The sequence below is a fragment of the Hydrogenophaga sp. GW823-FHT04C09 genome (assembly GCF_058796355.1).
Map to the genome: position 1 here is coordinate 55,542 of NZ_JBXAIO010000001.1, position 25,204 is coordinate 80,745.

21 protein-coding genes are annotated in these 25,204 nt (G+C 69.7%); 1 reads left to right on the forward strand and 20 read right to left on the reverse strand.

Annotated features, from left to right (window positions below; all coding sequences use genetic code 11):
- Positions 1-13: 13 nt before the first annotated feature.
- The 4 genes from AC1Q9M_RS00330 to AC1Q9M_RS00345 are packed head-to-tail and all read right to left on the reverse strand — an operon-like array spanning position 14 to position 3,728.
- Entirely contained in the window at positions 14-817 is an 804-nt protein-coding gene (locus tag AC1Q9M_RS00330) for an enoyl-CoA hydratase-related protein (protein ID WP_492431853.1), read from the reverse strand.
- The gene (locus AC1Q9M_RS00335) at positions 814-1,383 is read right to left on the reverse strand and encodes a DUF2889 domain-containing protein (protein ID WP_382157987.1); all 570 of its coding nucleotides are present in this window, start codon (positions 1,381-1,383) and stop codon (positions 814-816) included. Before AC1Q9M_RS00335 ends, AC1Q9M_RS00330 begins: the two co-directional genes overlap by 4 nt.
- Before the next feature lies 1 nt (position 1,384).
- Positions 1,385-2,551: a CaiB/BaiF CoA transferase family protein gene (locus AC1Q9M_RS00340; protein WP_492431855.1), complete on the reverse strand. Its 1,167-nt coding sequence runs from the start codon at positions 2,549-2,551 to the stop codon at positions 1,385-1,387.
- Between the two features lie 16 nt (positions 2,552-2,567).
- Positions 2,568-3,728, reverse strand: coding sequence for an acyl-CoA dehydrogenase family protein (locus tag AC1Q9M_RS00345; protein ID WP_382324809.1), 1,161 nt, complete (start codon positions 3,726-3,728; stop codon positions 2,568-2,570).
- 127 nt (positions 3,729-3,855) lie between these two features.
- Here AC1Q9M_RS00345 and AC1Q9M_RS00350 point away from each other — a divergent pair, with 127 nt between their 5' ends.
- Positions 3,856-4,446 (forward strand): TetR/AcrR family transcriptional regulator, encoded by a 591-nt coding sequence (locus AC1Q9M_RS00350; protein WP_382157993.1) that lies wholly within the window; start codon positions 3,856-3,858, stop codon positions 4,444-4,446.
- 16 nt (positions 4,447-4,462) lie between these two features.
- Here AC1Q9M_RS00350 and AC1Q9M_RS00355 read toward each other — a convergent pair whose 3' ends face one another.
- From AC1Q9M_RS00355 to AC1Q9M_RS00430, 16 genes are all read right to left on the reverse strand, one after another.
- On the reverse strand, positions 4,463-5,641 hold the full coding sequence (locus AC1Q9M_RS00355; RefSeq protein WP_492431858.1) for an ABC transporter substrate-binding protein: 1,179 nt from the start codon (positions 5,639-5,641) through the stop codon (positions 4,463-4,465).
- A gap of 23 nt (positions 5,642-5,664) precedes the next feature.
- Positions 5,665-7,791, reverse strand: coding sequence for a 3-hydroxyacyl-CoA dehydrogenase NAD-binding domain-containing protein (locus tag AC1Q9M_RS00360; RefSeq protein ID WP_444686564.1), 2,127 nt, complete (start codon positions 7,789-7,791; stop codon positions 5,665-5,667).
- Between the two features lie 32 nt (positions 7,792-7,823).
- The gene (locus AC1Q9M_RS00365; RefSeq protein WP_492431860.1) at positions 7,824-9,032 is read right to left on the reverse strand and encodes an acetyl-CoA C-acetyltransferase; all 1,209 of its coding nucleotides are present in this window, start codon (positions 9,030-9,032) and stop codon (positions 7,824-7,826) included.
- 31 nt (positions 9,033-9,063) lie between these two features.
- Positions 9,064-9,855 carry an enoyl-CoA hydratase/isomerase family protein gene (locus AC1Q9M_RS00370; protein ID WP_444686562.1) on the reverse strand — a complete coding sequence of 264 codons (792 nt, stop codon included), beginning with the start codon at positions 9,853-9,855 and terminating at the stop codon, positions 9,064-9,066.
- A 56-nt stretch (positions 9,856-9,911) separates the two neighbouring features.
- Positions 9,912-10,640 (reverse strand): alpha/beta hydrolase, encoded by a 729-nt coding sequence (locus AC1Q9M_RS00375; protein WP_382158006.1) that lies wholly within the window; start codon positions 10,638-10,640, stop codon positions 9,912-9,914.
- A gap of 100 nt (positions 10,641-10,740) precedes the next feature.
- Positions 10,741-11,676 carry an AraC-like ligand-binding domain-containing protein gene (locus tag AC1Q9M_RS00380; protein ID WP_492431862.1) on the reverse strand — a complete coding sequence of 312 codons (936 nt, stop codon included), beginning with the start codon at positions 11,674-11,676 and terminating at the stop codon, positions 10,741-10,743.
- Positions 11,677-11,739: 63 nt separating this feature from the next.
- Positions 11,740-12,876 carry an acyl-CoA dehydrogenase family protein gene (locus AC1Q9M_RS00385; RefSeq protein WP_444686560.1) on the reverse strand — a complete coding sequence of 379 codons (1,137 nt, stop codon included), beginning with the start codon at positions 12,874-12,876 and terminating at the stop codon, positions 11,740-11,742.
- Positions 12,877-12,892: 16 nt separating this feature from the next.
- Positions 12,893-15,652 carry a winged helix-turn-helix domain-containing protein gene (locus AC1Q9M_RS00390; protein ID WP_492431864.1) on the reverse strand — a complete coding sequence of 920 codons (2,760 nt, stop codon included), beginning with the start codon at positions 15,650-15,652 and terminating at the stop codon, positions 12,893-12,895.
- Position 15,653: 1 nt separating this feature from the next.
- On the reverse strand, positions 15,654-16,841 hold the full coding sequence (locus AC1Q9M_RS00395) for a lipid-transfer protein (RefSeq protein ID WP_492431866.1): 1,188 nt from the start codon (positions 16,839-16,841) through the stop codon (positions 15,654-15,656).
- A 5-nt stretch (positions 16,842-16,846) separates the two neighbouring features.
- Complete coding sequence (locus AC1Q9M_RS00400) at positions 16,847-18,013, reverse strand: ABC transporter substrate-binding protein (RefSeq protein WP_492431868.1); 1,167 nt, start codon at positions 18,011-18,013, stop codon at positions 16,847-16,849.
- 27 nt (positions 18,014-18,040) lie between these two features.
- Positions 18,041-19,885 carry an AMP-dependent synthetase/ligase gene (locus AC1Q9M_RS00405; protein WP_382324791.1) on the reverse strand — a complete coding sequence of 615 codons (1,845 nt, stop codon included), beginning with the start codon at positions 19,883-19,885 and terminating at the stop codon, positions 18,041-18,043.
- Between the two features lie 4 nt (positions 19,886-19,889).
- Positions 19,890-20,663, reverse strand: a complete 774-nt coding sequence (locus AC1Q9M_RS00410) for an ABC transporter ATP-binding protein (RefSeq protein ID WP_492431870.1) — start codon at positions 20,661-20,663, stop codon at positions 19,890-19,892.
- Positions 20,660-21,475, reverse strand: a complete 816-nt coding sequence (locus AC1Q9M_RS00415) for an ABC transporter ATP-binding protein (RefSeq protein WP_492431872.1) — start codon at positions 21,473-21,475, stop codon at positions 20,660-20,662. Before AC1Q9M_RS00415 ends, AC1Q9M_RS00410 begins: the two co-directional genes overlap by 4 nt.
- Positions 21,472-22,548, reverse strand: a complete 1,077-nt coding sequence (locus AC1Q9M_RS00420) for a branched-chain amino acid ABC transporter permease (RefSeq protein WP_492431874.1) — start codon at positions 22,546-22,548, stop codon at positions 21,472-21,474. The genes AC1Q9M_RS00415 and AC1Q9M_RS00420 overlap by 4 nt, the downstream gene beginning before the upstream one ends.
- A gap of 10 nt (positions 22,549-22,558) precedes the next feature.
- Complete coding sequence (locus tag AC1Q9M_RS00425) at positions 22,559-23,434, reverse strand: branched-chain amino acid ABC transporter permease (RefSeq protein ID WP_382158026.1); 876 nt, start codon at positions 23,432-23,434, stop codon at positions 22,559-22,561.
- A 595-nt stretch (positions 23,435-24,029) separates the two neighbouring features.
- Positions 24,030-25,196: an ABC transporter substrate-binding protein gene (locus AC1Q9M_RS00430; protein WP_382324785.1), complete on the reverse strand. Its 1,167-nt coding sequence runs from the start codon at positions 25,194-25,196 to the stop codon at positions 24,030-24,032.
- Positions 25,197-25,204: the final 8 nt, after the last annotated feature.

Here is a 25,204-nt window from a genome sequence, read left to right on the forward strand (position 1 = left end):
GGTCTTCTCGCGCTCAGAACCGGGGGGCGCGCTTCTCCAGAAAGGCGCGCACGCCTTCGGCAAAGGCAGGCCGATCCGCCAGTTCCATCTGGCGCTCGCGCTCCAGGGCCACCTGCTGTTCGAAGCTGTGGCTGCCGCCCTGTTCGTAGAGCCCGCGCACCTCGTGCACGGCATGGGCGGGCAGGCGGGCGAGCCGCTGCGCGAGCCGCAGGCTCTGGGCGGGCAGCTCCGCGTCGTCCACGCAGGCCCAGATCAGTCCCCATTGCGCCGCGTCCTGGGCCGAGAGCCGATCGCCCAGCAGCGTCAGCCCGAGCGCGCGGGCGCGGCCCACCGCGCGGGGCAGCGTCCAGCTCGCGCCCAGGTCCGGCACCAGGCCCAGCGCCGGGGCGAACGGCAGGTAGAAAAACGCGGAGCGCGCCGCGATCACGATGTCGGCCGCCAGCGCCAGGCCCACACCGCCGCCGGCCGCCGCGCCGTTGACCGCGCACACCACCGGCACGCGCAGCGCGCGCAGGCCCGTCACGATCGGATTGCCCGCGTCGGCCATCATGTCGCCGATCGCACCACCCGCGCTGGTGCCGCCATGGGTCGGGCGGTCGGGATCGAAGTCGGACAGCTTGGCGCCCGAGCAAAAGGCCTTGCCGCTGCCGGTGAGGATCAGCGCGCGCACGGAAGCCTCCTCGCGCACCCGCTCCAGCGCCTGCAGGCAGCCCTGCCGCATGCCCACGCTGATGGGGTTCATCTGCGCGGCTTCGTTGAGGGTCAGGGTGGCGATGCCATCGGCCACCTCGAACAGCACGGCGGGTGCGCCACTCATGTCGGGTCTCCTCCGGCCTTGCCGGTGTATTGCTCGGGGAAATGCAGGCGCACGATCTCGCCGTCGGTCTTCAGCGCGTGGCAGCCGCCCAGGGGCGAGTTGCGGTGCTCGGGCTGCTCGCGGTCGGTCACGTCGTCCGCGCCGCTCCACAGCATCTGGAAGGCGGTGGTGGCCATGGGCGGCAGCAGCTCGGTCATGTGGGTGCAGCCCAGCTCGGCCCGGAACAGGCGCTTGGCCACCAGGATGAAACCGGGCTGGATGCGCTGCCCGATCAGGCGGCGGTAGCTCTCGGTGATGGCGCCGCACACGGCGTGCGGCCCCTCCACCGTGTGCGCCTCCACGCCGTGGATCAGCCGGTCGCGGTCGATGGTCAGGCACAGGCTCATGTGGTGGATGGGCTGGTTCTCCCCCACGCTCTTTTCTTCCAGCTCGATCGGGAACGGTTTGGTGTCGATCAGCGTGCCCACGATGTCGAAGAGCCCGTCGTCGCGCTCGAAGCCTTCGCAGTGGATGCGCCGCAGGTGCACCTGGCGGCGCGTCACCGGGGGCGGCGGCGTGCCGGCCATCTCAGTCCGGCGCCCCGTGCACCACACCGGCGGCCACCAGCGCGTCGATCTCGGCGTCGCTGCGCCCGAGCGAGCGCAGGATGTCCCGGCTGTCGCGGCCGATCGCGGGCGCGGCCGGCGGCAGCTCGCTGGGCGTGCGGTCGAAGCGCGGCGCGGGCGCGGGTTGCACCGCCCCACCCTGCTCCACGAAGGTGCCGCGCGCGCGGTTGTGCGGGTGCGCCGGCGCCTCGGCCATGCTGAGCACGGGCGCCACGCAGGCGTCGCTGCCTTCGAGCAGTTCGCACCAGGCGTCGCGGCTCTTCTGCAGGAACAGCGCCGCCAGCTTCTCGCGCAGCGCGGGCCACTCGGCGCGCTCCCACTGCCGCGCGAAGTGAGCATCCGTGATGCCGCACTTCTCCAGCAGCAGCCGGTAGAACTGCGGCTCGATCGCGCCGACCGACAGGTAGCGCCCGTCCGCACAAAGGTAGTTGCCGTAGAAATGCGCCGAGCCGTCGAGGAAGTTGCTCGCGCGCTCCTCGTGCCAGAAGCCCTTGGCCTGCAGGCCATACTGCGCGGCCATCAACACGGCGGCGCCGTCGGTGATGGCCGCGTCCACCACCTGGCCCTGGCCCGAGCGCTGCGCTTCATGGAGCGCGGCGACCACGCCGAGCGCGAGCAGCATGCCGCCACCGCCGTAGTCGCCCACCAGGTTCAGCGGCACGGCGGGTGGCCGGTCGGCCGGGCCCATGGCGTGCACCGCGCCCGAGAGCGCAATGTAGTTCAGGTCGTGGCCGGCGGCCTGGGCCAGCGGCCCGGTCTGGCCCCAGCCCGTCATGCGGCCATAGACCAGCTTCGGGTTGCGCGCCAGGCAGTCCTTCGGGCCGACGCCGAGTTTTTCGGTCACGCCCGGGCGAAAGCCCTCGATCAGGATGTCGGCCTTGTCCACGAGCCGCAGCACGGTCTCCACCGCGCGCGGGTCTTTCATGTTGAGCGCGATGGAGCGGCGCCCCCGGTCCACCACGCTGTCGTTGCGCATCAGCGCCTCGAGCGCGCTGCCGCCGCCGGGCGGGGGCATGCGGTCGATCCGGATCACCTCGGCCCCCATGTCGGCCAGCATCATGCCGGCGAAGGGGCCGGGGCCGATGCCCGCGAGTTCGATGACGGTGACGCCGTGCAGAGGTCCGCTCATGGTGCGTGGCCCCCGCTCACATGCGCTTGGCGACTTCTTCGAGCATCACCTCGGTGGCGCCGCCCCCGATGGTGAGGATGCGCGCGTCGCGCGCCATGCGCTCCACCGGCGTGCCGATCATGTAGCCGGTGCCGCCGTGCAGCTGCAGGCAGGTGTGCACCACCTCCTGCAGGGTCTCGGCGGCGAAGCACTTGAGCATGGAGACCTCGCGCACGATGTCCTTCCCCTCGTCGATCATCTGCGCGCACTGGTAGGTGAGCGAGCGCACGGCCGCCGTCTTCGAGGCCATCCAGGCCAGCTTGTTGCGCACCACCTGCTGGTCCCACAGCGACTTGCCGAAGGCCTGGCGCTGCTTCACGTACTCCACCGTCAGCTCGATGGCGCGCGAGGCCGTGCCCGAACTGAGCGCGCCGATCACCAGGCGCTCGTTCTGGAAGGTGCTCATGATGTAGTAGAAGCCCTTGCCCTCCTCGCCCAGCAGCGCGTCGTGCGGCACGTGCAGGTCTTCCAGGTAGAGCTCGGCCGTGTCGGACGAGCGCCAGCCGTGCTTGTCCAGCTTGCGCGCGATCTTCAGGCCCGGGTTGCCTTTCTCCACGATGAACAGCGACAGGCCCTTGCTGCCCTTGGCGTGCGGGTCGGTGCGCGCGGCCACGATGTAGATGTCGCCGAACACCGCGTTGGTGATGAACATCTTGGAGCCGTTGATCACCCAGCCGCCGTCGGTGCGTTCGGCGCGCGTCTTCAGGCCCGCCACGTCGGAGCCGGCGTGCGCCTCGGTCACGCAGATCACGCCCACCTTCTCGCCCGCGCAGGCCGCCGGCAGGTAGCGCTGCTTCTGCTCGTGCGTGCCGCGGTGCGCGATGTGCGAGAGCGACATGTCGCTGTGCACCGTGAGCGCGGAAGCCACGCCGCCGTAGGTCGAGCGCGAGAGTTCCTCACCCAGCACCAGCGAGGACAGCGCGCCCAGCCCGCCGCCGCCATATTCGACCGGGTGGCGCATGCCCAGGAACCCCATCGCGCCCAGGTCGGTGAAGACGTGGCGCGGGATCTCGCCGCTGGCTTCCCAGGCGTCGCCATGGGGAACGATCACCTCGTCCACATAGCGGCGCAACTGCTCGCGCACCATGCGCAGGTCCTCGTCGACGATGTCGGGTTCGCTGAAGTAAGGCAGGGTCATGGAAACGGTCTCCAAAAGGTTCTGTCACTATTATAGACCGACACGTCGGGTTATTTAAAGCCCTGGGCGCAAGGCGGGCGGGGAAATTCAACGGGGTACACTCTCAGGCCTCTGAGAGGAAACAGACATGCCACGCGTGCGATCCGACGACTACGACGCCAAGAGCCAATCCATCATGGACAGCGCCGCCGCGCTTTTTGCGAAGGTGGGCTACCCCAACGCCAAGATGCAGGACATCGCGCAGGCCTGCGGCGCGACCAAGTCCATGCTCTACCACTACTTCCCGACCAAGGACGACCTGCTCAGCGCCATGCTGACGGAGCACCTGGAACGGGTGATCGCCAGCGTGGACGAGGCCGTGGCCGGCGACCGGCCGGTGAAGGAGCGTTTCGCCGCCTTCGTGCAGACCTACGCGCAGAAGTCGGCGCAATCGCGCCGCCGCCACGTCATCGCGATGAACGACGTGAAGTTCCTGCCCAAGGCCATGCAGACGCCGCTGCGCCAGCTGGAGAAGAAGGTGACCGACCAGGTGGCCGACCTGCTGCGCGAACTCCACCCCGGGCTGGAAGACGGCGTCTACAAGCCCTACGCGATGATGCTGCTGGGCATGCTGAACTGGACCGACTACTGGTACCGGCCCGGCGGCCCGATGAAGTCCGACGAACTCTGCGAGCGCATCACGCGCCTGTTCCTGCTCGGCTTCATGGCCGAGAAGTAGGCCCCGGCCCCTCGGCTCACTTCATCATCTGGTCGTAGTCGAGCACGACCTTCCAGCGCCCGTTCTGGAGCTGCGAGAGCCGCGCCTCACTGGTGGCCAGGTGGCTGGTGGGCGACCAGCTCATCGCCGGCATGCCGAACATGTCGCTCGGCACCTTGAGCGACTCCAGCGTCTTCGCCAGCGCATCGGTGCTCACGTTGGGCCCGTTCTTCTGCAGCGCGGTCGCCAGCCGGTCGATGATCACGTAGCCGTAGGTCGAGAACACGGTGGGGTTCTCGTTGTAGGCGGTCTTGTACTTGTTGGCCCAGAAGCGCAGCGGCTGCGAAGCGTCGTCCTCGTAGGGCACCTGCGCCATCATGGTCGAGTACAGGCCGTCCATGCCCTTGCCGCCCAGGCGCGGGATCAGGTCGGTGTAGGCGCCCACCGAGGTCAGGAAGGTCGGGTTGTAGCCCAGCTTGCGCGACTCGGCGATGGCGCCCACGGTCTCGCGGATCACCGTGCCCAGCACCACGAAGTCGCAATTCGCCGCGCGCAGGCGCGCCACCTGCGATGAAAAGTCCGTCGCGCCGCGCTTGTAGGTGGTGCGCTCGGCGAATTCCACGTGGATGCTCTTGAGGCCGATCTCCGCGCCCTTCATCACCTCCTGGCCATAGTCATCGTCCTGGTACAGGGTGCAGGCCTTGGTGGCGTTCTTTTCCTTGTACAGGCGCGGCGTGGCGCGCGTCATCTGCTCGATGTAGGACGAGACGAAAGCGAACTTGAGCTTGTCCACCGGCTCGTACATGTCCTTGGCCAGCGCCATGGGGAAGAAGTTCATCACGTTCTTCTGCGCCAGCGTGGGCATGGCCGCGTTGGCACTCGCCGCGCCCAGCATGCCGACCATCACGAACACCTTGTCCTGATTCACCAGCTTCTGCGCGGCGAGCACGGCGCGCTTGGGGTCGTAGCCGTTGTCTTCCACGCGCAGCACCAGCTTGCGGCCGTGCACCCCGCCCTGCTCGTTCACCTCGGCGATGCGCAGGTTCATGCCGTTGCGCAAGTCCTTGCCGTAGCCCGCGAGCGGGCCCGAAAGATCGAGGATGGAGCCGATGAGCAACTGGTCCTTGCTCACGCCCTGCTGCTGGGCCAGCGCGGGCCAGGCCAGCGCCGCCAGGGACAGGGCGGCCCATGGGATCAGGGTGCTGCGGTGCTTCATGTCGGTCTCCTTGGGTGGGTGGATCAGACGGGGTGGTAACGGCCGCCCGACGCGGCCATGTCGCGCAGCGCCTGCGGCGCCTCGAAGCGCGGGCCGTGGCGTTGGGCCAGGCGGTCGCAGGCCTCGACGAAGCGGGCCGCGCCCACCATGTCGATGTGGCTGATGGCGCCGCCGAGCACGGACGGGAAACCCCAACCCAGCAGCGAGCCCACATCCGCATCGCGCGTGCTCACGATGCCCTCGGCCACGCAGCGCGCCGCCTCGAGCGATTGCGAGTACATGAGGCGCTGGCGCACCTCGTCCAGGCTCGGTTGTTCTTCCGCCAGCGGGAAGCGCTGCGCCAGGCCCGGCCAGAGCTTCTTGCCACCCTCGGCGGGGTGGTCGTAGAAGCCCTTGCCGGCCTTGCGGCCCGGGCGGCCCAGCTCGTCCACCATGGCGACCAGCACCTCGTCCTGCGGCTGCTCGCGGTAGGCCGCGCCCTGGTCCAGGCGGCCCTGCTTCATGGCCTTGTGCAGCAGCTCGACGGAGAACTCGTCGATCAGCGCCAGCGGCGGCATGGGCATGCCGGCCAGGCGCCCGGCGTTCTCGATCAGGTTCGGGTTCACGCCCTCGGCCAGCATGGTCATGGCCTCGAAGGGGTACATGCCGAAGGCGCGGTTGGCGTAGAAGGCCGGGCAGTCGTTGACCACGATGGGCGTCTTGCGGATGCGCTTGACGAAGTCCATGGCGTGCGCCACGGCGGCCTCGCCGGTCTTCCCGCCACGGATGACTTCCACCAGCGGCATCTTCTCCACCGGCGAGAAGAAGTGCAGGCCCACGAAGGACGCGGGGCGCGAAGACACCTCGGCCAGGCCGGTGATGGCCAGCGTGGAGGTGTTGGTGGCGAAGATGGCGTCGGCGTCCATCGCGGCCTCGGCGCGCCGCGTCACGTCGGCCTTCACCGCGCGGTCCTCGAACACCGCCTCGATCACGATGCCGCAGCCCGCGAGCTCGGCCATGTCGGTGGTGGTCTTCACGCGCGCCAGGGTCTGGTCTCGTTGCGCGGCGTCCAGGCGGCCCTTGGCCACCTGGCCGTCGAGGATCTTCGCGCCGTAGGCCTTGCCTTTCTCGGCGGCCTCCAGGCTCACGTCCAGCAGCACCGTCTCCAGCCCGGCCACCGAGCACACATGGGCCAGGCCCGCGCCCATCATGCCGGCGCCCAGCACCGCCACCTTGCCGAACTTGCGCGGCGGCACGTCCTTCGACCGGCCCGCGAGCCGGTTCGCGTCGCCCATGGCGTAGAACAGCGTGCGGATCATGTTCTTGGTTTCGGGCGAGGTCGCCAGGCGCGCGAACTGGCGCTGCTCGATGCGCAGGCCGGTGTCGATGTCGACCTGGCAGCCGTCGTACACGGCCGCCAGAATGGCCTCGGGCGCCGGGTACAGCGCCTGCGTCTTGCCCAGCAGGTGGCCGGACACGCCGAAGAACACCTGCGTGGGCCCGGGCGACTGCGGCGTGCCGCCGGGGAATTTGTAGCCCTTGGCGTCCCAGGGTTTGACGGTGGCGCTCGCGCCCTCGTTCAGCAGCCAGTGTTTCGCGCGCGCCAGCAGCTCGGCCGCCGGCACCACCTCGTCCACGATGCCCGCCTCCAGCGCCTTCTGCGGCCCGACCTTGCGGCCTTCGAGCAGGTAGGGCAGCGCGGCCTTGATACCGATCATGCGCGGCAGGCGCTGCGTGCCGCCAGCGGCGGGCAGCAGGCCCAGCGTCACCTCGGGCACGCCGAGCTGCAGCCTGGCGTCGTCCACCGCGATGCGGCGGTGGCAGGCCAGGCAGACCTCCAGCCCGCCGCCCAGCGCCGTGCCGTTGATGGCGGCCACGAAGGGCTTGCCCGAGGTCTCGATGCGGCGCAGCGTGGCGCTCAGCGGCCCGGTGATGTCCATGGACTGCTGCGCGCTCGAGATGGTGCGGATGAATTCCAGATCACCGCCGGCCAGGAACTCGGGCCGCGCCGAAGTCACGATCACGCCGCGCACGGCCGCGTCCGCCACCGCGCGGTTCACCGCCGCGCCGAAGGCCGCGATCGAGTCCGTGTTCAACACGTTCATCGGCCGGTCGGCCACGTTCCACGTCAGGGTCGCGATGCCGTCCGCGTCCACCGTGTAATCCACCATTGTTTCGCTCCAGTTGCTTGTTGTTGTGGCGCTCAGACGCGCTCGATGACCATGACGGACCCCATGCCGCCGCCCACGCACATCGTGACCACGCCGGTGCTCAGGTCGCGCCGCTCCAGCTCGTCGAGCAGGGTGCCGAGCAGCATGCCGCCGGTGGCGCCCAGCGGGTGGCCCATGGCGATCGCGCCGCCGTTGACGTTCACGCGGTCGTGCGGCACGTCCAGCACCTCCATGAAGCGCAGCACGACGGAGGCAAAGGCCTCGTTGCACTCGAACAGGTCCACGTCGCGCGCGTTCATGCCGGCGCGCTTGAGCGCGGCCTGCGCGGCCGGCGCCGGGCCGGTGAGCATGATGGTGGGCTCGGTGGACACGGTGCCGAAGGCGCGCACGCGGGCGCGGGCTTTCAGGCCCTGCGCGGCCGCCGCTTCCTTCGTGCCGATGAGCACGGCCGAGGCGCCGTCCACGATGCCCGAGGAGTTGCCCGCGTGGTGGATGTGTTCGATGCCGCCGAGCTGCGGGTAGCGGTGCAGCGCCAGCGCGTCGAAGCCCATCTTCTCGCCCTGCGCGGTGAACGAAGGTTCCAGCTTGGCCAGCGTCTCCATCGTGGTGTCGCCGCGCACGTGCTCGTCGCGCGCCAGGATCACCAGGCCGTTGAGGTCGCGCACCGGCACCACCGACTTGTCGAAGTAACCCTCGCGCCAGGCCTGGGCCGCGCGGCGCTGGCTCTCGACCGCGTAGGCGTCCGCGTCCTGGCGGCTGTAGCCATAGAGCGTGGAGATCAGGTCGGCCGAGATGCCCTGGGGCACGATGCGGTTGGGGATGGTGAGCTGCGGGTCGGTGATCCAGGGGCCGCCCGAGGTGAACATGGGCACGCGCGACATGCTCTCCACGCCGCCGCCGATGACCAGTTCGGCCTGCCCGGACTTCACCAGCGCGGAGGCGAAGTTGCAGGCCTCCAGGCCCGAGCCGCAGAAGCGGTTGATCTGGATGCCGGGCACCGCCTGGTCGTAGCCGGCGGCGAACACCGCGCTCTTGGCGATGTCGGCCGCCTGCTCCTGCACCGGCTCGACGCAGCCCAGGATCACGTCGTTCACTTGCGAGGTGTCCAGGCCGTGCCGGTCGCGCAGCGCGGCGAGCAGCCCCCCGGCCAGGCGCGCCGAAGGCACCTCGTGCAGACCGCCGCTGGCGCGGCCCCGGCCGCGCGGGGTGCGCACGGCGTCAAGAATGTAGGCTTCCGTCATATTGAAAGGGATGGTTGGGGAATGGCGCGCTTCAGCGCCCCTGGAACACGGGCGGGCGGCGCTGCTGGAAGGCGGCGATGCCCTCCTTCAGGTCGGCGGTGGCGAACACCTGGGCGAGCTGGCGGCCCTCGTGGGCGAACATGGCGTCGAAGTCACCGCCCTGCAGCAGGATCTCTTTCGACAGGCGCAGCGCCTGCGTCGGCCCGGTGGCGATGGCCTGCGCCGTCTTCGCCACCTCGTCGGCGAGCTGCTCGCGCGGCAGCGCGCGGTTGATCAGGCCCAGTCGCGCCGCATCGGTGCCGCTCAACAGGCGGCCGGTGTAGATGAGCTCGGCCGCCAGCGGGTGGCCCAGGCGGCTCAGCAAGAAGTGGTGGGTGCCGCTGTCGGGCACCATGCCGATGTGGCGGAACGGGCTGCCGAACAGCGCCCCGTCCTCGGCGAAACACAGGTCGCAGCACAGCGCCAGCCCGAAGCCGAAGCCCAGCGCCGGGCCGGTCACGGCAGAGATGGTGGGCACGGGCAGCTCGCGCAGGCGGCGGCAGAACGGGCCGACCACGTCCGCGATCAGGGCCATGGGGTCGTCGGCCGCCGGGTCGATGGAGCCGATGTCCCAGCCGGCGGAAAACACCGGGCCGGCGCCCTGGATCACCAGGCAGCGCGCGCCGCTGGCGAGCGCCTCGTCCAGCAGCGCGCCCAGGCGTTGCACGTCGGCGGTGCGGAAGGTGTTCTTGGGTTGCGCGAGGTCCAGCACCAGGGTGGCGACGGCGCCTTCGGTGCGCAGGGTGATGCCCGTGGCGGGCCGGATGGCGGTGGCGGTTGACATGCCCGCCACTCTGCCAGCGGGGCCGGCCCGGAATATCGTCGCCTCGGACGATTCGACTAGTCGCGACCGGCCGCGATGATCGCCTGCGCCAGTTCCGCCGGGCGCGTGAACCAGGCCTCATGGCTGCCGGGCGCCTCGAGATAGCGGAACAGGCCCAGCCGCTCCGACAGCCGGGGGTGCCACGGCAGGCTGGCCGGCAGCGCCACGTCCAGCACGCAGTTCAGGTACGACTTGCCGACCGGCAGCGCGGCCAAAGGCTGGCTGAGGGCCGAGGGCTCGGTGAAGGTGCGGTAGGGGTGGGGATTGAGCTTGGCGTAGGCGGCCTGGGCCAGCGCGAGGTCGGCATCGTTGATGAAGGCCTCGCGCCAGATCTCGAACGGCAGCATCACGGCCTGCCCGTTCGCGCCGGCGATCTGGTCGAACAGCGCCTTGTAGTGCGGCGGCACCAGGTCGTTGAGGCACTCGCCCGGCTGCGGCACGAAAGCGTTCACGTAGACCAGGCGCGCCAGGCGCGGCAGCAGCCGCTCGGCCGCGCCGGATATGACCATGCCGCCGTAGCTGTGGCCGACCAGGCGCACCTCTTTCAGGTCGCGGCTTTCGATGTCGCTCACCAGCGAGGCCACCGCCTCGGCCAGGCCCACGGCGGCGCGGTCGTCGCCCGGGCGGTTGCCGGCCAGCGTGGGGCAATGCACGGTGTGGCCGGCCGCGCGCAGGTGCCCGGCGGTGGCTTCGAGTTCGGCGCCGGTGTGCCAGGCGCCATGGACAAGGACGTAGGTATCGGACATGGGGGTCTCCTGTGAAAGTGCAGCGCACTGTAGGCCGCGCCCGCGGCGGTGGATGGCCGCTGCCCGCCAGGCCCATGGCCGCTGACGGCCCGCGAAGGTCTCAGCGCTGGCGGCGCAGGGCGCCCGGCGTGTGCCCCGTGGCGTGGCGGAACGCGCGCACGAAATGCGAGGGGTCGAGCAGGCCCACGCGGCGGCCGATTTCGGCGACCGTGAGGCGGTCGAAGCGCGGATCGGCCAGCAGGCGGCGCGCGCTGTCCATGCGGCAGGCCATGAGTTGCTGGGCGAACGTGTGCCGGTGCGCGGCCAGCGCGCGGTGCAGGCTGCGCTCGCCGATGCCCAGGCCGGCGGCCACGGCGGCGGCGGTGAGCCCGGGCTCGGCGTGGCGCTGGCGCACCGCGTCGGCGATGCGCGCGGCCAGGCCGGGGCGGGCCGGCGGCGCCTCGGTGCCGGCGGCCAGCGCCAGCAACGCACCGAGCTGATCGGCCAGCAGCGCCGGTGGCAGCGGTGGCGCCAGCGCCAGCTCGGGCTGCAGCTGGCGCGCGAAGGCCGAGAGCGCGGCGCCGAAGCCGCTTCGGCCATCCAGCGCGCGCCCGCAGGCGGCCGCCGGGTCGGGCAGCCAGCGCTCGACCCAGTCCGAGGGCAGTTGCAGCGAGATGGTGTCGCAACGGGTGTCGAAGTGGAATTCGTACCGGCGGCGCGAATCGACCAGCAGGCAGTCGCCCGGCGCCAGCCGCGTGCCGCGCGCCTCCTGGGCGCCGGCCCAGGGCTCATCGGTCTTGCAGAGCAGGTAGAAGTAGTTCGGCCCGCCGCGCGACAGGTGCCGGGGCGTGCGGTAGACGTCCTGCGCGCTGCCCTCGACGCGGTTGAGCTGCAGCTCGCCCAGCGCGGCCGAGGTCAGCGCGGCCTCGAAGCGCCGCGGCGCGCGGCTGCGCACGTCCATCGCCAGAAAGCCTTCGCAGACCGCGTCCACCCAGTAGTCCAGGGACCGCCCGTTGGAAGCGGCCTCGGTGCTCCAGCGGCGCAGCGGGGTGTTCATGGCGCCAAGCATGGCACGCCCGCGCCCCGGCAGGCAAGCCCGGAAAACCCGCCTTCGAGGGCCTTACAGGTCGCGGGCGATCAGCTCTTTCATGATCTCGTTGGTGCCGCCGTAGATGCGCTGCGCCCGCGCGTCCACGTAGGCGCGCGCGATCGGGTACTCGGCCATGAAGCCGTAGCCGCCGTGCAGCTGCACGCAGGCGTCCACCACCTTGCCCTGCAGGTCGGTCGTCCAGTACTTGGCCATGGAGGCCGCCTGCGCGTCCAGCGTGCCGCGCAGCAGCAGCGCCAGGCAGTGGTCCACGAAGGTGCGGCCGATCTGAATCTCGGTCTTGAGCTCGGCCAGCACGAAGCGCGTGTGCTGGAAATCGGCCACCGCCTGCCCGAAGGCCTTGCGCTCGCGCACGTAGTCCAGCGTCCAGCGGTAGGCCGCTTCGGCGGCGGCGATGGCCGAGATCGCGATCTGCAGCCGCTCCCAGGGCAGCTCGCGCATGAGGTAGACGAAGCCCTGGTTCTCCTCGCCCAGCAGGGCGTCGGCCGGCACGCGCACGTTCTCGAAGAACAGCTCGCCCGTGTCCTGCGACTTCAGGCCCATCTTCTTGAGCGGCTGGCCCTTGCGCACGCCGGGCAAGCTGGTGTCCACCGCCAGCAGGCTCACGCCCTTGGCGCCGGCGGCCGGGTCGGTCTTGGCGACCACGATCACCAGGTCGCACACGGTGGCGTTGGAGATGAAGGTCTTGGAGCCGTTGAGCACGAACCCATCGCCCTCGCGCACCGCCGCCGTGCGCACGGCCTTCACGTCCGAGCCCGCGCCGGGTTCGGTCATGGCGAGCGCACCGATCACCTCGCCCGTCACCATGCGCGGCAGCCAGCGCTGCTGAAGGTGTTCGCCCGCGAAGTGCAGCAGGTAGTTGGTGACGATCTCCGAGTGCATGGTGAGCGAGAGGCCGAAGTTGCTGTACGGCGCCGCCTCTTCCAGCAGCACGGCGGAGTACAGCAGGTCCGCGCCCGGCCCACCGAGCGACTCGGGCACGGTGGGACACAGCAGGCCGGCCGCGCCGGCCGCCTCGAAGAAGCCGTGTTCGAAGCCGCCGCGCGCTTCCCAGTGTTCGATCTTCGGCGCCACCTCGGCCTGCAGGAAGCGGCGCACCGTCTCGCGGAAGAGTTCGTGTTCGGGTTGGAAGATCTCGCGTTGCATCATGGGAGTAAGAACTTTCTCAGGCCAGCCAGCCCGCGCGCCGGGCGACCTGCACGGCCTCCATGCGGTTGCGGGTGTCGAGTTTCACGTTGATGTTGCGCAGGTGGGTGCGGATGGTGGTTTCGGCCACGAACATGCGCTCGCCGATCTGGTCGTTGGACAAGCCTTCGGCCACCAGGCGCAGCACCTGCAGTTCTTTTTTGGTCAGCGCGTCGATGGCACTGGCCGAGGGCGTCGCCGCGCCGGCCACGGCGGGCGGCGGCAGCGGCGCCACGGGCGCGCGCAGCAGGCGGTCCAGGAAGGCGATGGGCGCGCCGCCATCCGCGTCGAGCAGGTCGGTCGGTCCGCTGCGAAGTTCCTGCAGCATCACCAGCAGCAGCGGCCCTTCCACCAGGAAGGCGCGCACATAGCCCTCGGCGGCACCGAAGCACACGGCCTTGGCCAGCACGCGCATGGCGCGGTTGCGCTCGCCCAGCTTGTACTGGGCCTGCGCCAGCACCAGGCGCAGCGTCATGGCGCGGCGCTCGCGCTGGGCGCGTTCGGCCGCGTCCACCTCGGCGCGCAGTTCGGCCACCACCTCGGCCGCGTGCCCGGCCTGCACGGCCCAGCGCGCGTGCGCCAGCGCCAGCGTCTCGACCTCGTTGGCGCGCAAGGACGAGCGGCTCACGCGCGCCCACAGCGCCTTGTCGCCACAGTGGTCGATCTCGGCGCGCGCGCGGCCCAGCCGGCCTTCGGTCACCAGCATGCGCACGCGCTCCAGCCGCGCGCCGGCCACCACGCGCGGCAGGCCGTCGCGGTGGCCCAGGTGCTCCAGCTCGGCCAGCAGTTGCAGCGCGTGGTCGGCATCGCCCTGGTCCTGCGCGATGCGCGCCATCACCACGTGGGCCAGGATCAGCTGGTCCGGAATGCCCACATGGCGGATCAGCGGGATGTAGACCGCCAGCAGGCGCTCGGCCTGGTCGAGCTGGTCGGCCTCGAACAGGGCCTCGGCCAGCAGCACGCCGGCCATGGCGTTGCCGTTGGTGGTGCGGCCCGCGTCGTGCGTGCCGGCGTTGACGGCCAGCCGCAGGCGCGCGAGCGCCTTGCGCAGCCGGCCCTGCGTGAGGTCCACCGCCGCCTCGGCGGCTTCGGAGAGCGTGAAGTTGAAGCTGCTGCGGTGCTCGGGCTGGCGGCTGCGCGCGGCGTCGGCGTAGCGCAGCGCCTCGTGGTAGCGGCCCGCGATCATCGCCAGGTTGGCCAGGATGATCTCCAGGAAACCGCGCACGAAGCTCACGTGGCTGGGCAGCGCGCCCAGCAGGGCCGAGGCCAGTTCGGTCGCCTCGTCGGTGCGGTCGGTCAGCACCATGAAGAGCGGCTTCATCGCGAGGCGGTGCGCCCTCACCTCCTCGTCCGGGTCGGCGCGGCGCTCCAGGCGCTCCAGCAGGGGCGCGGCCGCCAGCGGGCCGCGCGCGAAACACACGGCCCAGGCGTGCACCACCTGCAGCATGGGGTGTTCGTCGAGCAGGCCGCGCTCCAGCAGCGGGTCCAGCCAGCGCGAGAGCAGGCGCATGCGGCCCTGGTCCAGCAGGGCCTGCGCGTGCTGGTTCAGCAGCGGCAGCGCGGTGCGCACGTCGCCGGCGGCCAGCGCGTGTTCGATGGCGGGCACCGGCCGGCCCTGGCCGAGGAACCAGCGCGCCGCCGCGCGGTGCAGGCCGGGCACCTCGTCCGGGTACTGGCGCAGCAGCTGCGCGCGCAGGAACTCGGCGAACATGCCGTGGTAGCGGTAGCCGCTGCCCTCGGGCTGCAGCGGAATCAGGAACAGGTGCGACTGCTCCAGCGAGCGCAGCATGGCGGCGCTGTCCTCGCGCCCGCAGATCAGGTTGCACAGCGAGGCGTTGAGCACGGCGAGCACGCTGGAGCGCAGCAGGAAACCGCGCACGTCCTCGGTCTGGCGCGCCAGCACGTCTTCCACCAGGTAGTCCACCACGGCGGCGTTGGAGCCGGTGAAGCCGGCGATGAATTGGCCCGGGTGGTCCCGGTGCTCGAGCGAGACCGAGGCCAGCCACAGCGCCGCCGCCCAGCCCTCGGTGCTGCGGTGCAGGCGCACGATGTCTTCGCTCTCCAGCACCAGGCCGCGCCGCTCGCGCAAAAAGCCCTCGGTCTCGCTGACCGAGAAGCGCAGCTGCGCCGGGTCGATCTCCAGCAGGCGGCCGCGCGCGCGCAGCCGGCCCAGGCTCAGCTCGGGCGCGCCGCGCGAACCCACGATGAGCTGGGCGCCGCGCGGCAGCTGGTCGATGAGTTCGTTCACCAGGCCCAGCGCCACCGGGTTCTGCAAGGCCTCGAAGTCGTCGAGGAAGAGCGCGAACGGCGCGGGGTGCGCCGCCACGTGGTCGATCACCGAGAAGGCCAGCTCCTCCAGGTTGCCCACGGGCGCGCCGCGCGCGCGCGCCAGGCCGGGCACCAGCGGTTCGAGCGCGGCGGCCAGCACGGTGAGGAAGCGGCCCACGTCGTTGTCCGCCCGGTCCAGCGTGAGCCAGGCGGTGGGCAGGCCGGCTTCCTCGAAGCGGTGGCGCACCTGCAGCATCACCGTGGTCTTGCCGAAACCCGCCGGGGCTCGCAGCAGCACCAGCCGCGCCGAGCCGGCGTTGAAGATCTTCTCGCCGACCTCGGCGCGCACGATCTCGAAAGCCGTGGGCAGCGGCGGGTTGAGCTTGGCCGCCAGCGGCGAGCCGCGCGCGGCCTCGTCCACGGCCTCGGTCGCCGTGCTCACCAGTCTCAGTCGCGCGCCTTCGGTTGCCATGTCATCCCGCCTTCGTGTACATCGTAACGACGCAGGCGCCGCCGAGCCCGAGGTTGTGTTGAAGCGCGACCTTGGCGCCGTCCACCTGGCGCGCACCGGCCTGCCCACGCAGCTGCCACACCAGCTCGGCGCACTGCGCCAGCCCGGTCGCGCCCAGCGGATGCCCCTTGGACAGCAGGCCGCCCGAGGGGTTGGTGACCACACGGCCACCGTAGGTGTTGTCGCCGTCCAGGATGAAGCGCTCGGCCCCGCCCTCTTCCACCAGGCCCAGGGCCTCGTAGGTGATGAGCTCGTTGCTGGTGAAGCAGTCGTGCAGCTCGACCACCGGCACATCGCCCGGGCCGATGCCGGATTGTTCGTACACGCGCTGGGCCGCGCGGCGCGTCATGTCGAAGCCGACCAGCTTGCGCATGTCGTTCTCGTCGAAGCTGCTGTTGCCGTCCGTCACCAGCGCCTGCCCCGCGATGCGCACCTGGCGGCTGAGCCCGTGCTTTTTCGCGAAGGCCTCGGAGCACAGCACCGCCGCCGCGCCGCCGCAGCTCGGCGGGCAGCATTGCAGCCGGGTCAGGGGGTCGAACACCGAGGGCGAGGCCAGCACCTCGTCCAGCGTGAGCGGGTCGCGGAAGATGGCGTTCGGGTTGTTCGCCGCGTGCCGGCGCGCCTTCACCGCGATGCGCGCGAAGGTGTCGGCCCGCGTGCCGTAGAGCTGCATGTGCATGCGGCCCGCGCCGCCGAAGAGCTGCGCGGCGATGGGCGCGGCCTCGTCGCGGCCCTGGGTGTCGGCCATCACGTCGAGCAGGCGCTGCGAGGGATCGGGCCGGTCGGTGAAGTGCGCCGCGATGGCGCCGCGCTGCATCTGCTCGAAGCCCACCACCAGCACGCACTCGGCCTCGCCGCTGGCGATCGCCTGGCGGCCGAGCCAGAGCGCGGTGGAGCCGGTGGCGCAGTTGTTGTTGACGTTGACGACGGGGATGCCGGTCAGGCCCACGTGGTAGGCCGCCGCCTGGCCGCAGCAGGAGTCGCCGTAGACGAAGCCGGCGCAGAGCTGGTCGACCGACTGGTAGTCCACCCCCGCGTCGGCCAGCGCGGCCTTGATGGCCGCCGCGCCCAGCAAGGGGTAGGGGTCGCCGGCACCGGGCTTGGTGAAGGGCACCATGCCCACGCCCGTCACAAACACATGGCGGCTCATGGGGCTCACTTCATCTGCGCGTAGTCGTACACCACCTTCCAGCGCCCGTCCTGGATCTGCGAGAGGCGCGAGGCGTCCGACGCCAGGTGCTTGGTGGGCGAGAACGACATCGGCGGGTTGCCGAACAGGTCGCCCGGGATGTTGCCCATGCCTTCCATCGCCTTGACGAAGGCATCGGTCGTGAGCGCCGGGCCGGCCTTCTGCGCCGCGCGGGCGAACAGGTCGATCATGGTGTAGCCATAGGTCGAGAAAGTCGTGGGCGCTTCGTTGAAACGCGTCTGGTACTTGTTGGCCCAGAAGCGCAGCGGCTGCGAGGCGTCGTCCAGGTAGGGGTGCTGCGCGGTGGTGGCGGCGTAGAAGCCGTCCATGCCCTTGCCGCCCAGGCGCGGGATCAGGTCGGTGTAGGCGGAGGACGTGGCGACGAACACCGGGTTGAACTGCAGTTTGCGGGCCTCGGCGATGGTGCCCACCGATTCGCGGATCAGCGTGCCCATGACGATGAAGTCACAACCCGCGGCCTTCAGCCGCGCCACCTGCGAGGAAAAGTCGGTCGCGCCGCGCTTGAAGCTGGCTTTTTCCTCCAGCCTGGCGTTGACCTTCTGCAGGCCGGCCTCGGCCCCCTTGAGCACCTCGGTGCCGAAGTCGTCGTCCTGGTAGATGGCGCAGGCCTTCTTCGCGCCCTTCTCCCGGTACAGCTTGGGCACCACGACGGCCATCTGGTCGAAGTAGGAGGCGATCAGCGCGTACTTGTACTTGTGCAAGGGCTCGTACATGTCGCGCGAGAGCGAGAGCGGAAACAGGCTGAGCACGTGCTTGGAGAACATGATGGGCATGGCCGCGTTGGCGTGCGCGGTGCCGAAGGTGCTCACGATCGCGAACACCTTGTCCTGGTTGACCAGCTTCTGCGCGGCCAGCACGGTGCGCTTGGGGTCGTAGCCGGCGTCTTCCACCAGCAGCGTGATCTTGCGGCCGTGCACCCCACCCTGCTCGTTGATTTCGGCCACGCGCAATTGCATGCCGTTGCGGATGTCCTTGCCGTAGCCGGCGAGCGGGCCCGAGAGATCGGGAATGGTGGCGATGCGGATCTCGTCCTTGCTCACGCCCAGCGACTGGGCCGAGGCCGTGCCGCAGAGCACCAGCAGCGCGGCGGCCAGGAGGGAAAACGTTTTCATGAAGCGGTCCTTTCAGGTGGGGTGGGGTCAGCGGTACATGGCCTCGATCTGCTCGGCGTACTTGGTCTGCACCAGCTTGCGCTTGAGCTTCATCGTGGGGGTGAGCTCTTCGTCCTCCGCGCCCAGGCGGGTTTCGAGCAGGAAGAACTTCTTGATCTGTTCGACGCGGGCGAACTTGGCGTTCACCTTGTCGATCTCGCCGCGGATCAGCGCCTGCACCTCGGGCGAGCGCGCCAGGCTGGCGTAGTTGCTGAAGGGCACGTCGTGGTCCTGCGCGAACTTCTCGACGTTCTCCTGTTCGATCATCACGATGGCCGTGAGGTAGGCGCGCCGGTCGCCGATGACGACGGCGTCGGTCACGTAGGGGGAGAACTTGAGCTCGTTCTCCCATTCGCTGGGCGTGATGTTCTTGCCGCCGGCGGTGATGATGATGTCCTTCATGCGGTCGGTGATGCGGAAGTAGCCGCCCTCGTCGGCCACGCCCACGTCGCCGGTGCGCAGCCAGCCGTCGGCGTCGATCGCCTCGGCGGTCTTCTCGGGCTGGTTCAGGTAGCCCATGAACACGTTGGCGCCGCGCACCAGCAGCTCGCCGGTCTGCGGGTCCACGCGCACCTCGTTGCAGGGCGCGGCGCGGCCGATGCTGCCCGGGCGCATGGCCTGCGCCGGCATGATGGTGGAAATGCCACCCGACTCGGTCTGGCCCCAGGCCTCCAGCATGGGCACGCCCAGCGCGAGGTACCAGCGGATCAGGTCGGGCGAGATCGGCGCCGCGCCGGTGATGAGGAAGCGGCAACGGTGAATGCCGATGAAGCGCCGCACGTGGTCCAGCGAGGCCAGGCCCGCGAGCCGGTACTTCAGCCGCAGCCAGGGCCCCACGGGCCGACCCGCCAGCACGGCGGCAGAGACCTCGTGGCCGACGCCGATGCCCCAGGCGTACAGGGCCTGCTGCACCCGGCCGGCCTCCTGCACCGAGATGGTCACGGCCGAATAGAACTTCTCCCACAGCCGGGGCACGCCGCCGAACACGGTGGGCGCGATCTCGCGCACGTTCTCGGGCACGGTGTCGGGGTTCTCCACGAAGTTCATGCGCGTGCCGCTGTAGAACGAGGCGTACAGCCCGATCACGCGCTCGGCCACATGGCACAGCGGCAGGAAGCACATGCGCTCGTCGTTCTCGTCCTGCGGCTGGATGCCGTCCAGCCCGCGCACGGTGGCCAGCAGGCTGGCGTGCGAATGCATCGCGCCCTTGGGCCGCCCGGTGGTGCCCGAGGTGTAGATCAGGATCGCGAGGTCGCCGGCCTGGCGCGCGCCGGCCCGCTGCGCCAGGGTGTCGGGCTGGGCCGCGCCGCGCCGCCGAAGTTCGTCCAGCGTGATCACACCCGGGTCGCTGAAATGCTCCAGCCCCTTGGGGTCGATGACCACGATCCAGGCCAGGCGCGGCAGGTGGGCGCGCGCCTCCAGCGCCTTGTCCAGCTGTTCCTCGTCCTCCACGAACAGCACGCTGGTGGCCGAGTCCTCGCACAGGTAGCGCACTTGGCCGGCCGCGTCGGTCGGGTAGATGCCGTTGGACACGCCGCCCGCGCTGAGCACGGCGAGGTCGCACCAGACCCATTCCACCCGCGTGTTGGAGAGGATGGACGCGGTGTCGCCCGGGCGCAGGCCCAGGTCCACCAGGCCCAGGGCGATCTCGCGCACGGTGTCGCCCACCTCGCGCCAGGTCCACTCGCGCCAGATGCCCAGCGTCTTCTGCCGCATGAGCACGCGATCGGCGCGGCGCGCCACGCCGGCCCAGAACATGGCGGGGATGGTCTCGCCGGGCAGCGGCTCGCGCTGGCGCGGCCGCAGGGATTCGAGGTTCCAGAGTTGTGCCATGGGGTTACCGCCAGTTCTTCTTTTTCTTCCAGCGCCGCTCGCCGCGCGCACCGGTTTCCTTCATGCCGAGGTAGAACTCCTTGATGTCGTCCTTCTCGCGCAGGTTCTCGCAGCTGTCGTCCATCACGATGCGGCCGTTCTCCAGCACGAAGCCGTGGTCGGCCACGTTGAGGGCCATGTTGGCGTTCTGCTCCACCAGCAGGATGGTGGTGCCGCGCTCGCGGTTGATGCGCACCACGATCTCGAAGATGTCCTTGGTGAGCTTCGGGCTCAGGCCCAGGCTGGGCTCGTCGAGCAGGATGAGCTTGGGGCCGGCGAGGATGGCGCGCGCGATCGCCAGCATCTGCTGCTGGCCGCCGGAAAGCAGGCCGGCGTCCTGCGCGGCGCGGTCCTTGAGGATCGGGAAGTAGCCGAACACGGTCTCCATGTCGCGCGCGATGCCGTCGCGGTCGCTGCGGGTGTAGGCGCCCATCAGCAGGTTGTCGCGCACCGAGAGCAGCGGGAACACCTCGCGCCCTTCGGGCACGTGCACCAGGCCGCGGCGCACCACGTGCGTGGGGTCGGCGGCGGTGATGTCCTCGCCCTCGAAGCGGATGCTGCCCTTGCGCGGATCGAGGATGCCGCTGATGGTCTTGAGAATGGTGGTCTTGCCCGCGCCGTTGGAGCCCAGCACGGTGACGATGCGCCCGGCGTGCACGCTCAGGCTCACGCCGCGCACCGCCTTCACCGGGCCGTAGGCGCTTTCCACGTTGTTCAGGGTGAGAACGGGTTCGCTCATGCTGACACCTCCGCCGGCCGGCGCAGCGAGGCCACGTCGTCCACGCTGCCCAGGTAGGCCTCCACCACCGCCGGGTGCGACTGCACCTCGGCCGGCGCGCCCAGCGCGATCACCTCGCCCTGGTTCATCGCGAGCACCCGGTCGGACACGCGCGAGACCAGGCCCATGTCGTGCTCGACCATCAGCACCGTGATGCCCAGGTCGCGCACGATGTCCTGGATCCAGAACGCCATGTCGCCGGTTTCCTCGCTGTTCAGGCCCGACGAGGGTTCGTCCAGCAGCAGCAGCTTCGGCGACATGCACAGCGCGCGCGCCAGCTCGACCACCTTGCGCACGCCGTAGGGCAGGCCCGCCACCAGCGAGTCCCGGTGGTGCTGCAGGTCCAGCATCTCGATCACCTCCTCCACCTTGGCACGGGTCTCCCGCTCGGCCGCGCGCACGCCGGGGCCGAACAGCGCTTCGCGCCAGACCGAGGTGCGGCGCCGGATGTGGCGGCCGATCAGCAGGTTCTGCAGCACGGTCGCGTGCTCGAACAGCTCGATGTTCTGGAAGGTGCGCGCGATGCCCAGCAAGGCCACCTCGTGCGGCGGCACCGCATTCAGCGCCTGGCCGTCGAAGGCCAGCGTGCCCGAGGTGGGGGTGTAGATGCGGCTGATCAGGTTGAACACCGTGGTCTTGCCGGCGCCGTTGGGGCCGATCAGCGTGAAGACCTCGCCGCGCTTCACATCGAAGCTCACGTTGTTCACCGCCAGCACGCCGCCGAAGCGCACGCTCAGATTGCGGGCCGACAGCAGGAACTCGTTGTCGCTCATTTCAGCCGCTCCGATTTCTGGAAGCTCTTCTGGCGCTTGAACATGCCGCGCCGGTAGAACGGATACAGCTCCAGCCAGGTGCGGATCTTCAGCCAGCGGCCGTGGATGCCCATGGGCTCGAACATCACGAAGGCGATCAGCACCAGGCCGTAGACCACGGCCTGCAGGCCGGTGGCCTGGCCGATGGCGGGCGGCAGCAGGTCCTTGAACAGCGCGATCACCTGCGGCGCGCCGATCAGGAAGATGGCGCCGAAGAAGGCCCCGTGCATCGAGCCCAGGCCGCCGATGACCACCATGAGCAGCAGGTCGATGGACTGCACGAGGTTGAATTGGTCGGGCGAGATGAAGGTCATCTTGTGCGCGTACAGCGCGCCGCCCAGGCCGGCGAGCGCGGCCGAGATGGCGAAGGAGAGCGACTTGTAGCGCGCCAGGTGGATGCCCATGCTCTGCGCCGAGACCTCGGAGTCGCGAATGGCGACGAAGGCGCGGCCGGTGGGCGCGCGCAGCAGGTTGAGCACGGCCAGCGTGCTGAGCACCATGCAGACCAGGCAGACGAAGTAGAAGGCGCGGTCCGAGTCGAAGGTCCAGCCGAACAGGGCCATGGGCTTGACGCTCTGGCCCGCGCTGCCGCCGGTGACCGACTCCCAGCGCGCCAGCACCTCTTCGACGATGAAGCCGAAGGACAGCGTGGCGATGCCGAGGTACATGCCTTTGACGCGCAGCGCCGGCAGGCCGACGATCACGCCCACCGCCGCCGACAGGCCCATGGCGCAGGCCAGCGAGACCGGGAAGGGCCAGCCGCGCGCGGCCAGCCAGGCTTCGGTGTAGGCCCCCACGCCCATGAAGGCGGCGTGGCCGATGGAGAACTGCCCGGTGAAGCCGGCCAGCAGCATGAGGCCGACGGCGACGATGGCGTAGATGAAGACGAAGGTGAGCTGCGCGAGCCAGTAATCGGGCAGCAGCCAGGGCGCGGCCAGCAGGGCCACGAACAGCAGGCCGTACCAGAAGCGCTGGCCTTCGTGGCGAACCAGGTCGATGTCCTGGTCGTAGGAGGTCTTGAAGATGAAACGCATGGGGCCGGCCTCAGACTTTTTTTCTGGCGCGTTCGCCGAACAGGCCAGTGGGGCGCACGGCGAGCATGATCAGCACGACCACGTAGGGCATCACGTCCTTGAAGCCTTCGGGCAGGAAGAAGCCCGAGAGCGCTTCCACCACGCCGATGACGAGGCCGCCGACGATGGCGCCGGGCAGGCTGCTGAAGCCGCCGATGATGGCGGCGGGAAAGGCTTTGAGGCCGATGAAGCCCATGTTGACGTGCACGAAGGTGATGGGCGCGAGCAGGATGCCGGCGACGGTGGCGACGGCGGCGGCGAGGGCCCAGACGAGGCCGTTGAGTTTCTGGACCGGGATGCCCATGTAGTAGGCGGCGAGCTGGTTCTGCGAGGAGGCCTGCATGGCGATGCCGACGCGGGTGAAGCGGAACAGCAGCCAGAGGCCGGCGCAGAGGGCGGCGGTGGCGGCGATGATGAGGACTTGTTCGCCGGCGAGCACGAGGCCGCCGAGTTCGAGGGCTTCGCCTTTGTAGGGGGCGTCGAGGGTGTGGGTGTCGGTGCCGATGCCGGGGATCATGGTGACGCCGCCGCGCGCGACGTAGCCGACGCCGATGGTGAGCATGACGATGGAGAAGGCGGGTTGGCCGAGCACGGGGCGGATGACGGCGCGTTCGAGGCCCAGGCCGACGAGGGCCATCGCGCTCACTGCTGTTATGGCGGCGAGCCAGAAGGGCATGCCGAGGGGGCCCATGCACGCGAGGCAGATGAAGGCGCCGAGCATCATGAGTTCGCCTTGGGCGAAGTTGACGGTTTCGGTGGCTTTGTAGATGAGGACGAAGCCGAGGGCGATGAGGCCGTAGACGCAGCCTAGCGCGATGCCTGCGACGAGGATTTGAAGGATGAGCAACTGGGTCTCCGTCGGCGGCCCTGCTGTGCTTTTTTTGTCTTTGCACGCGGGCATCGTTGTGGGCCCGCTCTTGTGCTGTGCGGGAGTTGCAGGGATCGTAGGAAACGCAGGGCTTCGGAATATCGTCCTATCCGACGAATCCGTTTTTTGGTGCTCGGTGGTTGTTTGCCTGGACCTCGCGCTGACGGCTGGCGTGGTCCGCGTTCTCCGGCGCTGCTCGCGGGCGTCTGCACGGGTCCGCCTTCACCTCTTCGTCAACACCACCCCTTCACTCACCCTCCGTGGCAACCGCGAATGGGCGCCTGCGCCCGCGAACCCCACCATCCGTCGAGAGGGATGGAATGGCATGCCATTCAAATGAAACTTGAATTCAACCACTTGAATTGCCCTGCGCCACCACCATGCCACTGGGTCGATGGTGCGGGTGGCCGGGCGCAGGCGCCCATTCGCGGTTGCCACAGAGTGGGCGCGCCCACCCGGTGTTGATGAAGCACCGGGTGAGCGCCCGGGCAGCTGCCCGCGAGCAGCGCCGGAGAACGGTCACCCGCACCAGCGGCCCCGAGCAAACCCAGGCGAGCAACCCAGGCGAGAAAAATTACTCGACAGCCTTGTAGGTAGAAGCCGCCGGATCAGCCTTCAGCAGAAAGAGCTTGGGCGCCGCCAGGTGGTTGGTGGCAGTGAAACCGATGGGCGTCATCGCCCCGGTATCCAGGTTGTTCACCTTGGCCAACTCGGCATTCGTGCAATCCCAGGTCAGCGCCTTGCCACAACGCCCCATCGCATCGAACAAAGCCCGCGTGGCCGAATAACCGGTGTAGGTGTAGCGGTTCACGCGCCCCATCTCCTCCGGACTCAGGTGCTTGCTGATCTTGTCGGTGAACGCCTTGCCCTGCGGCGAACTCTCCAGGTACACATAGTCCACCGTGTACACATTCTCCGCCGCGGCCCCCATCAACTTCGCACTCGCCGGCACACGCGACACATACGTCACACCCACCGGAATCTTGTGGTTGATGCGCTCCAGCTCCTTCACCATGGTCACGTTCTCGCCCAGCACACCACCGGCCAGCAGGATCTCGGCACCGGACTGCTTCACCTTCAGGATCTCCGACGAAAAATCGGTCTGGCCCTTCTTGTAGATCTGGGTCGACACCACCTGCAGCTTCTTCGCCTTGGTCGCGCGCTCGAAACCGTCGCGCACGTTCTCGCCGTAGTCGTCGTCCTGCGAGATCAGGGCCCACTTCTTGCCCGGGTACCGGTCGGCCATGCGCGCGGCCAGCTCCTCCACCGCGTTGGACATGTCGTAGCCCACCGCGAACACGTTCTTGATGGTCGGCTTGTACAGGCCTTCGTAGGTGGTGATGGGCGCCATCGCCGGCAGGCCGGCCTGCTGGATCAGCGGCATCGCGGCCTGGGCCTGGGCCGTGCCGGAAACCGAGGTCAGCGCGAACACCTTGTCGCTGTTGATCAGCTTGCGCACACCCTGGATGGTGCGCGAGGGCACGTAACCGTCGTCTTCGGAGATCAGGCGCAGCTTGCGGCCGTGGATGCCGCCGGCGGCGTTGGCTTCGGCGATGGCCGCCTTCACGCCCAGGTTGTGCGCCACGCCCAGCAGCGCGGGCGGGCCGGTCAGGGGCAGGATGTCGCCGAGCACGATCTCGGTGTCGGTCACGCCCTGCTGCTGGGCCTGGGCGGTGGCGCAGGCGCCAGCGGTGAGCAGCGCGAGCGCCGCGAGTTGGGTGAGGCTGTGCTTTTTCATCATGGTGTTGT